The sequence below is a fragment of the Exiguobacterium sp. s142 genome, from assembly GCF_018618455.1.
In the GTDB taxonomy this organism is placed as follows: Bacteria; Bacillota; Bacilli; order Exiguobacteriales; family Exiguobacteriaceae; genus Exiguobacterium; species Exiguobacterium aurantiacum_A.
Window position 1 is genome coordinate 79,359 of sequence record NZ_JACSMB010000011.1, and the last position, 12,457, is coordinate 91,815.

The 12,457-nt window shown below is 50.5% G+C and carries 9 protein-coding genes, 14 tRNA genes and 1 rRNA gene; 1 reads left to right on the forward strand and 23 read right to left on the reverse strand.

The genetic code is table 11. From position 1 onward, the window contains the following. Positions 1-2: 2 nt before the first annotated feature. From KNP77_RS10865 to KNP77_RS10880, 4 genes are read right to left on the reverse strand one after another with little or no spacing between them, the layout of a single operon-like run. Positions 3-2,435: a glycogen/starch/alpha-glucan phosphorylase gene (locus tag KNP77_RS10865; RefSeq protein WP_214890746.1), complete on the reverse strand. Its 2,433-nt coding sequence runs from the start codon at positions 2,433-2,435 to the stop codon at positions 3-5. Between the two features lie 22 nt (positions 2,436-2,457). Further along, positions 2,458-3,891, reverse strand: coding sequence for a glycogen synthase GlgA (gene glgA / locus KNP77_RS10870; RefSeq protein WP_131441612.1), 1,434 nt, complete (start codon positions 3,889-3,891; stop codon positions 2,458-2,460). Positions 3,892-3,902: 11 nt separating this feature from the next. Beyond that, positions 3,903-5,132: a glucose-1-phosphate adenylyltransferase subunit GlgD gene (gene glgD / locus KNP77_RS10875; protein WP_251139042.1), complete on the reverse strand. Its 1,230-nt coding sequence runs from the start codon at positions 5,130-5,132 to the stop codon at positions 3,903-3,905. Next, positions 5,038-6,192, reverse strand: coding sequence for a glucose-1-phosphate adenylyltransferase (locus KNP77_RS10880; RefSeq protein WP_071399201.1), 1,155 nt, complete (start codon positions 6,190-6,192; stop codon positions 5,038-5,040). Before KNP77_RS10880 ends, glgD begins: the two co-directional genes overlap by 95 nt. Before the next feature lie 152 nt (positions 6,193-6,344). Here KNP77_RS10880 and KNP77_RS10885 point away from each other — a divergent pair, with 152 nt between their 5' ends. Then, entirely contained in the window at positions 6,345-8,132 is a 1,788-nt protein-coding gene (locus tag KNP77_RS10885) for a transglycosylase domain-containing protein (protein WP_251139043.1), read from the forward strand. 90 nt (positions 8,133-8,222) lie between these two features. Here the strand turns inward: KNP77_RS10885 and KNP77_RS10890 are convergent, their stop codons facing one another. From KNP77_RS10890 to rrf, 19 genes are all read right to left on the reverse strand, one after another. After that, a complete protein-coding gene (locus KNP77_RS10890; RefSeq protein WP_070327890.1) occupies positions 8,223-8,780 on the reverse strand; it encodes a DUF5366 family protein in 558 nt (185 codons plus the stop codon). Between the two features lie 228 nt (positions 8,781-9,008). After that, positions 9,009-9,482, reverse strand: coding sequence for a tRNA (uridine(34)/cytosine(34)/5-carboxymethylaminomethyluridine(34)-2'-O)-methyltransferase TrmL (gene trmL / locus KNP77_RS10895; protein ID WP_070327891.1), 474 nt, complete (start codon positions 9,480-9,482; stop codon positions 9,009-9,011). Positions 9,483-9,492: 10 nt separating this feature from the next. Then, positions 9,493-9,927, reverse strand: a complete 435-nt coding sequence (locus KNP77_RS16165; RefSeq protein WP_131441624.1) for a methylated-DNA--[protein]-cysteine S-methyltransferase — start codon at positions 9,925-9,927, stop codon at positions 9,493-9,495. Further along, positions 9,917-11,065, reverse strand: coding sequence for a tRNA epoxyqueuosine(34) reductase QueG (queG, locus tag KNP77_RS10905; RefSeq protein ID WP_214890769.1), 1,149 nt, complete (start codon positions 11,063-11,065; stop codon positions 9,917-9,919). Before queG ends, KNP77_RS16165 begins: the two co-directional genes overlap by 11 nt. 73 nt (positions 11,066-11,138) lie before the next feature. Then, positions 11,139-11,209 (reverse strand) — tRNA-Gly (locus KNP77_RS10910). Positions 11,210-11,215: 6 nt separating this feature from the next. Further along, positions 11,216-11,296 (reverse strand) — tRNA-Leu (locus tag KNP77_RS10915). Between the two features lie 9 nt (positions 11,297-11,305). After that, positions 11,306-11,379: transfer RNA gene (locus KNP77_RS10920), tRNA-Cys, on the reverse strand. Positions 11,380-11,391: 12 nt separating this feature from the next. Further along, positions 11,392-11,466, reverse strand: a tRNA-Gly gene (locus KNP77_RS10925). A 4-nt stretch (positions 11,467-11,470) separates the two neighbouring features. Beyond that, a tRNA-Gln gene (locus tag KNP77_RS10930) sits at positions 11,471-11,545 on the reverse strand. A 6-nt stretch (positions 11,546-11,551) separates the two neighbouring features. Beyond that, positions 11,552-11,627: transfer RNA gene (locus KNP77_RS10935), tRNA-His, on the reverse strand. 9 nt (positions 11,628-11,636) lie between these two features. Then, positions 11,637-11,707, reverse strand: a tRNA-Trp gene (locus tag KNP77_RS10940). A 3-nt stretch (positions 11,708-11,710) separates the two neighbouring features. Beyond that, positions 11,711-11,794 (reverse strand) — tRNA-Tyr (locus KNP77_RS10945). Positions 11,795-11,797: 3 nt separating this feature from the next. Further along, positions 11,798-11,873 (reverse strand) — tRNA-Phe (locus KNP77_RS10950). Between the two features lie 31 nt (positions 11,874-11,904). After that, a tRNA-Asp gene (locus tag KNP77_RS10955) sits at positions 11,905-11,980 on the reverse strand. Positions 11,981-11,986: 6 nt separating this feature from the next. Continuing rightward, positions 11,987-12,060, reverse strand: a tRNA-Met gene (locus KNP77_RS10960). Positions 12,061-12,077: 17 nt separating this feature from the next. Continuing rightward, positions 12,078-12,152 (reverse strand) — tRNA-Glu (locus KNP77_RS10965). A gap of 19 nt (positions 12,153-12,171) precedes the next feature. Beyond that, a tRNA-Ser gene (locus KNP77_RS10970) sits at positions 12,172-12,262 on the reverse strand. Between the two features lie 15 nt (positions 12,263-12,277). Further along, positions 12,278-12,352, reverse strand: a tRNA-Asn gene (locus tag KNP77_RS10975). Positions 12,353-12,360: 8 nt separating this feature from the next. Further along, positions 12,361-12,457: ribosomal RNA gene (gene rrf / locus KNP77_RS10980) — 5S ribosomal RNA — on the reverse strand; the annotation flags it as partial.

The following is a 12,457-nucleotide window of genomic DNA, read 5'->3' on the forward strand; positions in this document are numbered from 1 at the left end:
TTTTATTTCACACTCGTCGGCTTGATGTTCCAAACCGCGTTCGCATATTCCGTGATTGTGCGATCGCTCGAGAAAATACCAGACTTGGCCGTATTGACGATTGAACTTTCCGCCCAACGCGCCTTATCTGCGAACACTTCATCGACGCGTCGCTGTGCCTGCATATAGGACATAAAGTCTTTCAAGACGAGGAAATCATCGTTATAGACGAGAAGCGAATCAAAGATCGCTTGGAACTGATATTCTCCGACTTTATCGAACGTCCCATTGACGAGACCGTCGACGACGTTACGTACTTCGGTGTTGGCATGATAAATATCGGCCGCATGATACCCGCCGAATTTTTTATAGTTCATGACTTCTTGCGGTGTCAATCCGAAAATGAAGATATGGTCGTCACCGACCGCATCGCGAATCTCGATGTTCGCCCCGTCAAGCGTACCGATTGTGAGCGCTCCGTTCATCATGAACTTCATGTTTCCGGTTCCTGACGCCTCGTAGCTCGCCGTCGAAATCTGTTCACTAACATCCGAGCCCGGGAAGATCCGTTCTGCCATCGAGACGCGGTAGTTCTCAAGGAACACGATCTTGATGAACTGACTCGCCCGTTTATCGTTGTTAATCATCGACGCGAGGGCATTGATGTAGCGAATGACTTCTTTCGCGTAATAATAACCTGGCGCCGCTTTCGCTCCGAAGATGAACGTTCGTGGAACCATCGTGAACGTCGGGTCTGTTTGAATCTTTTGATAGAGCGCGTGAATATGCATCGCGTTCATGAGCTGACGCTTATACGCGTGCAGACGTTTGACTTGAACATCGAAAATCGAGTTCGGGTCGACACTGATTCCCGTCTCATCTTGAATATAAGCCGCTAAGTCGAGTTTATTTTGTTGTTTCACTTCCATCACTTGCTCCTGGAAGCTCGTATCTTTCGAGACGCTCATCAACTTCTCAAGATCGTTCGGGTGCTCGATCCATGACGGACCGATTGCGTCCGTGATCAAGTTCGACAGACGTGGATTTGATTTCAAGAGCCAACGGCGATGCGTGATGCCGTTCGTCTTGTTATTGAAACGAAGCGGGAACATTTCGTACAAGTGGCGCATCTCGCGTTGTTTTAAAATATCTGTATGAATGCGGGCGACCCCGTTCGTCGAATGTGACCCGACGACGGCAAGGTTTGCCATGTTAATGTAATTGTTCGAGACGATCGCAATCTCACCCATATGCGGTTCAAGGTGTGGATAATTGACGAGCACGTCTTTACAGAAACGACGGTTGATTTCATTAATGATTTGATAGATTCGTGGTAATAGACGGTCGTACATCTCGACCGGCCACTTTTCAAGTGCCTCGGCGAGAAGTGTATGGTTTGTGAACGACATGACACTCTTCGTCACGCGCCACGCTTCATCCCAGCCATATCCGTGATCATCCATCAAAATCCGCATCAGTTCAGGGATTGCGACGACCGGATGGGTATCGTTAATGTGGACAGCGTAGTAGTCGCCTAAATGTTTGAGTGATTTGTTGTGTCGCAAGTAAGACGCAATCATCGATTGGACACCCGCTGACACGAAGAAGTACTGTTGTTTCAAACGGAGCACTTTTCCTTCATACGTCGTGTCGTCCGGATAGAGGAACTCCGAGATCGTCGCAATCGACTGCTTGTGTTTCAACAAGTCTTTGTACGACCCTTTCGTGCGTTCCATATACTCTTCGTCATCAAATGGTGACTCCGCGTTCCAAAGCCGGAGCGTGTTCACGACGTCGTTCTTGTAACCGATGACCGGCATATCGTATGGAACGGCGCGTACGACTTCGTCTGGATGATGAACGACACGGAGACGGTCTCCGATCTGCTTCATCTCGATCCAGCCCCCAAAATTAACGTCAACCGCACGGTCGGCACGGCGCGTCTCCCACATATTCCCATTTCGGAGCCAGTTGTCCGGCAACTCGACTTGATAGCCGTCGACGATTTTTTGTTTGAACAAACCGTAACGATAGCGAATCCCGTTACCGTGACCGGGCAGACTGAGCGCGGCAAGCGAATCGAGGAAACAAGCGGCCAGACGGCCGAGGCCGCCGTTACCGAGCCCTGGTTCCGGCTCGAACTCCGTGATTTCCGTGAAATCAAAACCGAGTTCTTCCAACCCTTCTTGGACAACTTCTAAAACGTCCATACTGAGTAAGTTGTTATAGAGGAAACGGCCTAACAAAAACTCGAGCGAGAAATAGATGACTTGCTTGCTCTGTTTGGCTTCTTGCTTGTCGCGTGTGTTGATCCATTTCGGAATCGCTTGTTCACGCACCATCGTTGCCAACGTTTGATACACTTCCTGCTCGGTCCCTTCATCGAACGATTTCCCGTTTAAGGCGACGAATCTTTTTTGAAACGAAGTGACGAAGCTCTGTTTATCTGTAAACATATATGTGTAAATCTCCTTCCAGTCATGCGAATAGGTGATATAACTCACGGTATTGCTTAGCGGATTGTTTCCAGCTGAAGTCCGAAGTCATCGCTTGATGGACGAGCGCATTCCAAGTGTTATCCTCGTAGAAGACACGAATTGATTTTTCAATCGTCGCGAGCATCTCGTGAGCGTTGTAGTTCAAGAAACCAAATCCAGTCCCTTCTTGCGTGTAATCATTGTAAGGTTTGACCGTGTCTCGAAGTCCGCCTGTCTCACGAACGATCGGAAGTGTTCCATAACGCATCGAGATCAATTGGCTAAGGCCGCACGGTTCGAATCGAGATGGCATCAAGAAGGCGTCTGATCCCGCATAAATCAAGTGGGCCAGTTCGATATCGAACCCGATATACGACCCGATTTTTCCAGGGTGGGCTGCCGTCATCTCATGGACAATCGCCTCATATTCAGGTTGACCCGATCCAAGGAAGACGAACTGACAGTCCAAATTCCCCAACTCATGGTTCACCGCATGAATCAAATCGAGACCTTTTTGCTCGACGAGACGACTCACAAATCCGATCAACATGATATCATCACGCACTTCGAGACCGTACCGTTCTTGAAGCATGCGTTTGTTGGCAAGCTTTCCTTCTTTGAAAGTGTCGAGATCATACGTTTGTGCGATTCGTTTGTCCGTGCTCGGGTCGTTCGTCGCCAAATCGAGACCGTTCAAGATGCCGCGGACGTCGACGGCACGGTGGCGTAGTGCCGCATCTAAACCTTCGCCGTAGTAAGGTTCCATGATCTCATCGCGATAAGACGGACTCACCGTCGTGATTTGGTCGGAATGGACGATGCCGGCCTTCATGTAATTGACGAGGCCGTTATGTTGGATGCCCTCTGCCGTGAAATGCTCGTGCCCAAACTGCAGCAGTTCACCGAGCACAGCTTCTGGGAAAATCCCTTGGTATTGCAGGTTATGGATAGTAAAGACCGTTCGAATCTTTTGGTACGCTTCGATGTGTTGATAATGGATTCGTAGAAACGCCGGAACGACACCCGTCTGCCAATCGTGGCAGTGCAACACGTCCGGCACTTCTTCAATCTGTCCGATCATCTCAAGGACGGCCCGGGAGAAAAAGGCGAATCGTTCTGCATCATCGTAATGACCGTAGAGCACGCCTTCGCGATTAAAATAGTACTCGTTATCGATAAAGTAATACGTGATCCCGTCGCGCTCTAACTTCAAGACGGCCCCGAACTGCTTACGCCAGCCGACCGGGACGATCAAATCGAATAAATATTCCATCTCATCGACATATTCTTGCGCAATCGAGCCGTACTTCGGCATTACGACACTGACATCTTCACCGAGGCTAGACACCGCTTGAGGGAGCGAGCCAATCACATCGGCAAGCCCCCCCGTTTTCATGAACGGTGCCGCTTCTGAAGCGACATACCATATTTTCATAATATCCTCCTTTAAACCGTTGTCCGTTTTCTGATGACGATCGGTTCATCGACCGTTCCACGAATGACCTGTCCACGTTTCACGACCACTTCTTTGTCTAAAATGGCGTTCTCGACGACAGCTCCTTCTTCGATGATCGACTTGGATAAAATGATTGAATTTTTGACGCGCGCATGTTCACTGATGACCACACCTCGGAACAAAATACTATTTTGAACTTCTCCACTGATTTTACATCCATTGGCGACTAGCGCTTCATTCACTTTCGACCCTTTCAAGTAGCGAGTCGGCGGCTCATGTTTGATCTTCGTGTAAATATGAGGGAAGTCGTAGATGATTCCTTCTTGGCGAAGTAAGCGCATACTTTCATTATAGTATGAAAGCACCGAATGAATCACCTGCATTTTACCCGTGTAGTGATATCCATGAACGTGGAGACGGTGGAGCTGGGGAAGAATAACTCCATCTAACAAGTCATACTCCCCTTTTGACGTCGCTTCATCGACGAGGCGAAGGAATAAGTTTTTCGACATGACGATTGTTTCCGTATATGCATGCTCATCGTCTGGACTAAAGCCGCGCTCCCCGATTCCGACGACACGGTCATTCTCCCCGAGTCGAATCGGACGACAGTAGCCGCATTTTTGTTCATGCTCCGTATAGGCGAGCGTGATGTCCGCCCCCATCGATTTATGATGTTCGAGCATGTTTTGATAATCGATTGTCGTCAACACGTTCGAGCCGGTGATGACAACGTAGGCTTGTTTGCTACGCACGAAGTGTTCCCTGTGCATCGAGAAGTTCGCTAAATCTCCGAGATAGGCTTCGCCATCCGGTTTAAGCGCCGGCGGGAAGATATGCAATCCGCCTTGTGAGCGGTCAAGATCCCACTCTTTGCCTGATCCCACATGGTCCATTAAAGAACGATACTTATCAAGTGTAAAAATTCCAACTTGATCGATACCTTGGGTAATCATATTCGTCAATGTAAAGTCGATGAGACGATAACGCCCCGAGAACGGGACAGCTGCTAAGTTGCGATGTCCCGTTAACTCCGGGAATAACCCCTCTTCGGTACCTAAGTTGATGATTCCTAACAAATCATTCGTCAACAATAACGCCTCCTTGCGTCGGTCTATTTTATAATCAAGCACGTTGCTTGAAGACTGTTCCACTTTCGATATTTTCATGCGGCTCGATGACAACGATGTCGCCCCCCGGCTCACCAACTGTCGCGCCATCTTCAATGACGGCACAGCTGGCAACAATGGCTCGATGAATTGTAACGTCTTTCCCGATGCGGGCCCCTGGCATGATGACGGAGTCTTTCACGAGCGACCCTTCGCCGACACGCACGTCATAGAACAAGACCGAATGTTGGACTTCTCCTTCGATCCGGCACCCTTCATTGATGACCGACTGCTCGACACAAGCATCTTTTCCGATGAATTGCGGCGTTTGGTTCGGGTTGACCGAGTAAATTTTAAAGTCTGGGTCATATAAATCGAACGGTGGATCTTCTTCGAGTAGGTCCATGTTCGCTTCCCATAGCGACTGGATCGTACCGACGTCTTTCCAGTAGCCTTTGAATTTATAGGCAAAGACATTCAATCCGTCGAGGAGCGTGTTTGGAATGATGTTCTTCCCGAAGTCAAAGCTTGACGTCTCGTCTTCTGCGTCTTGAATTAAGTGTTCCCGCAACACTTTCCAGTTGAAGATATAGATCCCCATCGACGCCAAGTTGCTCTTCGGCTTCTCAGGTTTCTCATCGAATTCTTGGATCCGTAAATCATCGCCCGTATTCAAGATGCCGAAACGCGGTGCTTCATCCCATGGTACGGCCATGACTGAAATCGTCACATCGGCTTGTTTTTCTTTATGGAAATCGAGCATTTTCTCGTAATCCATTTTGTAAATGTGGTCTCCCGACAAGATCAACACGTACTCCGGATCGTAGGCATCGATATAACTTAAGTTCCGATAAATCGCATTCGCAGTACCTTCGTACCAGTTTTTCCCCGACTGAGCTTGGTATGGTGGCAGGATAGCTAATCCGCCATTGCGGCGATCCAAATCCCAGGCAGACCCGATGCCGAGGTAACGGTTTAATTCTAACGGCTCATATTGTGTCAACACACCGACTGTCGTGATTCCCGAATTCGTACAGTTCGATAGTGGGAAATCGATAATCCGGTACTTCCCTCCAAAGTTGACGGCAGGTTTCGCCGTCTTCCGTGTGAGAGGCCCAAGTCTCTTGCCTTCCCCGCCAGCGAGGAGCATCGCAACCATTTCTTGCTTCATAGTACTGCCTCCTAAATTCATAATATAATCCTCTATTACCCTTTTTCGCTGTTTCCTAATGTATTCCTGCTTAAATTATTATATGATAGCGTTTACATTTTGAATTTTATCGAAAGATTGACGATATAATGAATAGAGAAAGAGGTGAGACGATGAGAGCATGGCTCGGGGTTGTGTTTATTGCTGGATTGGTTGCCGTCGGCTTCACAGTCAGCGGAGCTTTAAAAGAAGAGATTGACCAAGCGAAAACGATTGTCGCGTGGGGCGAGGAGGCCGTCCGCTCCGCTCCGCTCTCATCGAAACATGCTGTCATGCTGACTTATAAAGGAGGGACGGAACAGTTGTATTTGAACGGTCGCCGCAACGATGTCTCCGTCGATGGGCTTCCGAATCACATCCGTGAAGCAATCATCGTCATTGAGGATCGGAAGTTCAACGCCCATCCCGGCTATGACCTCGGAGGGATTGCCCGAGCGTTCATCAACAACGCGAACGAATCGTCGGTCCAAGGCGGGAGCACGATTACCCAACAACTGGCCCGGAATGAATATTTAACGCACGAACGGACGTATGAGCGCAAAGTAAAGGAATTAATGATCGCGCGAGCGCTTGAAAAAAATTATAGTAAAAAAGAAATTATGACCGCTTACAGTAATGTTATTTTCTTCGGTCATAACATCTATGGTATCCAGTCGGCAGCCGATACGTACTTTTCCCGTCCACTAGACGATTTAAATTGGAACCAGATTTCTTTCTTGCTGACTGTACCGAACAATCCGTCCCTTTACGATCCGCTTGACCCATCTCCTGCCTTTTACGAGCGTAAAGATCGCATCCTAACGCAATTGAGAGATGCGGGTGTCCTATCGAAGCAAGCATATGATGCGTTTCACGGCGTCAAACTCAAGGCCTCTTATCGTAGCCACAAAGTCCGCTATCCAGACTATATGGACACGGTCATGAAAGACGCGGTCCGCCTCGTCCGTACACGTTATGACCTCGATGAAGAAGCGGCTAAAGATTACTTGGCGAGCAATAAAGCAACAGTCGAAACGTATTTGTCCGTCGAACGTCAAAACCAAGCGAAACAAGTGATGAGCCGCTTACCGAACGGCTTGAACGGCGGCTATGCCGAATTGACGCCGAACGGGCGCATCGTCGCCCTCGTCGATTCTGAGATGAAGCAGAGTGGTGAATTCAACCGGGCCACCCAAGCGTACCGGCAGCCGGGCTCGGCTATAAAACCTGTCCTTGTGTTTGCGCCTTACATCGAAGAGACCGGAGCGAAGCTCGATACGGTGCTTGACGGACGACCTGTCTGTTACGGGACGTATTGCCCGACGAACAGTGGCAACCGTGTCCTAGGCGACGTCACGCTCCAAGATACGGTCGCTTACTCGTATAACACACCGGCACTCGCCGCGTTCACGGCGATCGATCAAGAGCGAGCTTACGAGACGGCCGACATGATGTTCAGCCAGTGGGATCCCGACAAAGACAGCAATCTCGCGAGCGCGCTCGGCGGTCTGACACAAGGAGTATCTCCGAAGGAACTCGCTGCCGCGTACACGCCTTTTCTCAATAAAGGTGTGTACGTATCTGGTCAGACGATTAAGGAAATCCGCTTTGCTTCGGGCGCCCCGACAATCAGCCCGGGCATGATGAAACAAGCCGTCTGGTCGGACGAGACGGCCTCGGCGATGCAAGAAGCGTTATCTGCCGTCACAACGTACGGAACGGGACGTTACGCCGGCCAGATCAAGCGCCCTTACGTCGGAGGCAAGACCGGCACGACCAACTCGCATAAGGACATGTGGTATGTCGGCTTGACCGATCAGACGATCACGGCGATCTGGCTCGGTGCCGACACGCCGCGTCCGTTCCCGGAGCTTGCCAACCGGGCGTACCCGGCCATCATCTGGACAGAAGCGCATCGCTAAAAAACAAGGCTAGAGGACGCATCCTCTAGCCTTGTTTCGTCTGTCTGTATGTTTCCAGATAGACCAGCCACTCTTCTCCTGTCACAGCGTTCATAAGATGATATCCCCGACCGAGTTAAACAGCCTGAGGAGCGCCCAGACGAGCCCACTTAAAAGAATCGCCCACATCATCGCTTGAATCAACAAGAGCCCGATTGCCCGAAGTGTCGACATCAACTGACTGACTTGCCAAATATAGTAGAATAAATAGACGACAAACGTGCCAAGCAAGACCGCAACCGCTGCCGGCAGTGAAGTCAAAAACAAAAAACTGACACCTGAACCGACCAAGAAAATCGTTGCTCCTGGCTTTAAGCGATGGAGCGAGCTCCCGTTCGTCTCACGCGCAAAAAATGCGAAACCGAGTTGGTTGAACGTATCGGCGACGAGTTTAAAGGCGCTAAACAGCATGAAGTATATCGTGAAGAACATGACGAGCACGAGGATCTTCGTCTCTTGAACAGACAACAGCGCGATGATTTCACTATACACCCCGACACGCGTCAGCCATTGAATGGCGTATTCAGACGTGGCGATAGCGAGTGACATCGAAAAAAGAATGATCCCAATCAACGGGGCGTAGCTTAACAAGTACACATTTGTTTTCATATAGGCTCTCATTTCACAAGAATTTCTCATATTCAGTGCAAATCTATTATCAAGTATATTATAATATTCGTAGTCACGGAGAACAAAAGGGGGATTTTTAAATGGGTTTATTACTAATGGTCGGAATCAGCGTCGTCTTCCTTGCGGCAATCTTAACAGCAGGATACAACAGAAAACCTGAAGGTAATCAATAAGAGCCGCGATTCTCACGAATCGGGCTCTTTTTTCTTACTTTAATCCCGCATAGCTTTGCTGGCGCAGTGCCTCATAGACGATGATGGCTGCCGTGTTCGAGACGTTGAGCGAACGGACGAGGTTTGACTGGGGCAAGCGGATGCAGCGGTCAAGGTTGTCCTCGATCACTTCCATCGGCAAACCTTTCGTCTCACGTCCGAAGACGAAGAAATAGTCTTTCTCGACGTCAGACACGTCAAGGTCACTCGGATACTGTTCGCCGTACTTTGTAATATAGAAAAATTCGCCGTCCGGATGCTGTGCCCATAGTTCGTCAAGCGAGTCATGGTAACGGACGTCGACGAACTGCCAATAGTCGAGGCCGGCCCGTTTTAACATCTTGTCATCCGTCGAGAAGCCGAGCGGACGAATCAGATGGAGCACCGAGTTCGTTGCCGCACACGTCCGCGAGACGTTGCCCGTATTTGCCGGGATTTCCGGTTGAAACATTACTACATGGTTAGCCATAATCTATTCCTCACTTCACTTGTTCGATATCGAGTAATCGTTGTTTTTGATCGAGCCCGCCCGCAAAACCCGTGAGCTGTCCGCTGCTGCCGACGACACGATGGCACGGGAAGATGACAGGCAGCGGATTACGGTTCAACGCCTGGCCGACGGCACGGACTGCTTTCGGACGTCCGATCTGTTCCGCGATTTGTTTATACGTCCGCGTCTCTCCAGACGGGATCGTCAACAACGCATCCCACACTTCTTGTTGGAAAACCGTCCCGTTCATATCAATCCACACGCGGTCAATTTCTTGGAGCCCTTCCCGTTCGACCCGTTCGATCATGTTGACGAGCCACACCGGTGCGCTCCCATCTGCCTGTTTTGTTTCCGCAAAGTCTAACGCGATTAATTTTCCCTGCTCATTTAATTCGTACGATAACGTTCCCCATTTAGATGACACGGTCTTCACGTTCCCACTCCTCTCGGAATATACGAATCTCTTCTTTAACCAGCTCTGATTGCTCTACGCATTCGATCTCTTGATAGATTGCTTCGGCGTCAGTACCGAGAATCGCGCCGATCGCCCAAACAGCCGTCGCCCGCATGTCTTCACGCTCATCGGTTCGGATGAATGTTTCGAGCACCGAGACGGCTGACGGTTCACGGTAATGTGCGAGCGCTAAGATCGCGTTACGTTGAATCGGTTTCTTGCCGCGCCACGAGCCGGACAAGTGACCAAACTTCGCCTTGAACTCGCGGTTACTCAAGCTGAGCAGCGGTTCGAGCAGCGGTTTGACGACTTCTGCCTCCGGCAACAGCTCTTCATGATGGCGCCAATCTTTCTTACGGTTATATGGACAGACTTGTTGGCACGTATCACAGCCGTAAAGGCGTCCGCCAAGCTGCGAGCGGAACTCTCGCGGCATGAGCGTCTTCATCTGGGTCAAGTAAGCGATGCAGCGCTTGGCGTCAAGCACACCCGGTTCAACGAGCGCTGTCGTCGGACAGGCGGTCATGCATTTATCACAGTCCCCGCACCCGTCCTCGATTGCTGTATCGGGCGGCAGATACGTGTCTAAAATCATCTCCCCCAAGTACAGGTAAGATCCCTTCTCCGGCGAAATGATCGAACAATTTTTCCCACTAAATCCGATTCCGGCCCGTTCGGCCACAGCCCGATCGACAAGTTCACCCGTGTCGACCATCGAGCGCGTTTTGACGCCGGGAACGAGTTCTTCGATATACGCTTGAAGCTGTTCAAGCCGTGAGCCGACGGCGCGATGATAGTCAAGCCCCCACGAGGCACGCGCGAACAGCCCACGCCGTTCGCCCGCCACGCTCCGGGGCGCATCTTTCAATTTGCTCGGGTAGGCGACCGCAATCGCAATGATTGACTGGGCGTCCTCTAACAATAGTTCAGGCATCGTCCGCTTATCAAGGTCGGGTTCTTCAAATCCTGAAGCGAAGCCTTTCTCTTGTTGTTTGATGAGCCGTTGTTTCATGACGATGAACGGATCGGCCGTCGTCACTTTCAACTCATCGATCCCGATTGACGCAGCGTACTCGACAATCTGTTGTTTTAGTATCTCAGGAGTCATCCCATTCATCACCTCACTCTTCTTATTTTCGCATACAAAAAATCTCCCCGCCACTAAGGGCAGAGAGATATGAAGCGGGTGAAGAGAATCGAACTCTCGTCATCAGCTTGGAAGGCTGAGGTTTTACCATTAAACTACACCCGCAGAGAGTACCGGTGGTCGGAGTCGAACCGACACTCCAGAGGAACACGATTTTGAGTCGTGCGCGTCTACCAATTCCGCCACACCGGCATATTATGTTGGAGGCGCCAGTCGGAATCGAACCGACGATAGAGGAGTTGCAGTCCTCTGCCTTACCACTTGGCTATGGCGCCAAAGAGATTAAATGGAGCGGAAGACGGGATTCGAACCCGCGACCCCGACCTTGGCAAGGTCGTATTCTACCACTGAACTACTTCCGCAAAATGGCTGGGCTGGAAGGGATCGAACCTACGCATGTCGGAATCAAAATCCGATGCCTTACCACTTGGCTACAGCCCAACAAAATGGGGCGACTGAAGGGAATTGAACCCTCGAATGCCGGAATCACAATCCGGTGCGTTAACCACTTCGCCACAATCGCCATAATAAACAGGGGCAGCAGGAATCGAACCCGCGCTGACGGTTTTGGAGACCGTAGTTCTACCGCTAAACTATGCCCCTAAGTGGTGGGGGGGGGCGGATTCGAACCGCCGAACCCGAGGGAGCGGATTTACAGTCCGCCGCGTTTAGCCACTTCGCTACCCCCCCACATGGTGGCTTTGGACGGAATCGAACCGCCGACACAAGGATTTTCAGTCCTTTGCTCTACCAACTGAGCTACAAAGCCATGTATGTAGTAATTTAGTTAAATAAAAAAATGGCGGTCCTGACGGGATTCGAACCCGCGATCTCCTGCGTGACAGGCAGTCATGTTAACCGCTACACCACAGGACCACACAATTGCGGGGGCTGGATTTGAACCAACGACCTTTGGGTTATGAGCCCAACGAGCTACCAGACTGCTCCACCCCGCGACGATATAAAATTTAAATGGTGACCCGTACGGGAATCGAACCCGTGTTACCGCCGTGAAAGGGCGGTGTCTTAACCGCTTGACCAACGGGCCATAATTAGTATGGATAAACTGGCGGAGAGCAAGGGATTCGAACCCTTGAGACGGTTGTGCCGCCTACACGAATTCCAATCGTGCTCCTTCGGCCACTCGGACAGCTCTCCAAAAAAGAGAAAAAGTGGCTCCGCAAGTAGGATTTGAACCTACGACCTACCGGTTAACAGCCGGTTGCTCTACCACTGAGCTATTGCGGAACGATCTTGCCTGGCAACGTCCTATCCTCACAGGGGGAGACCCCCAACTACTTTCGGCGCTGAAGCGCTTAACTTCCGTGTTCGGCATGGGAACGGGTGTGGCCG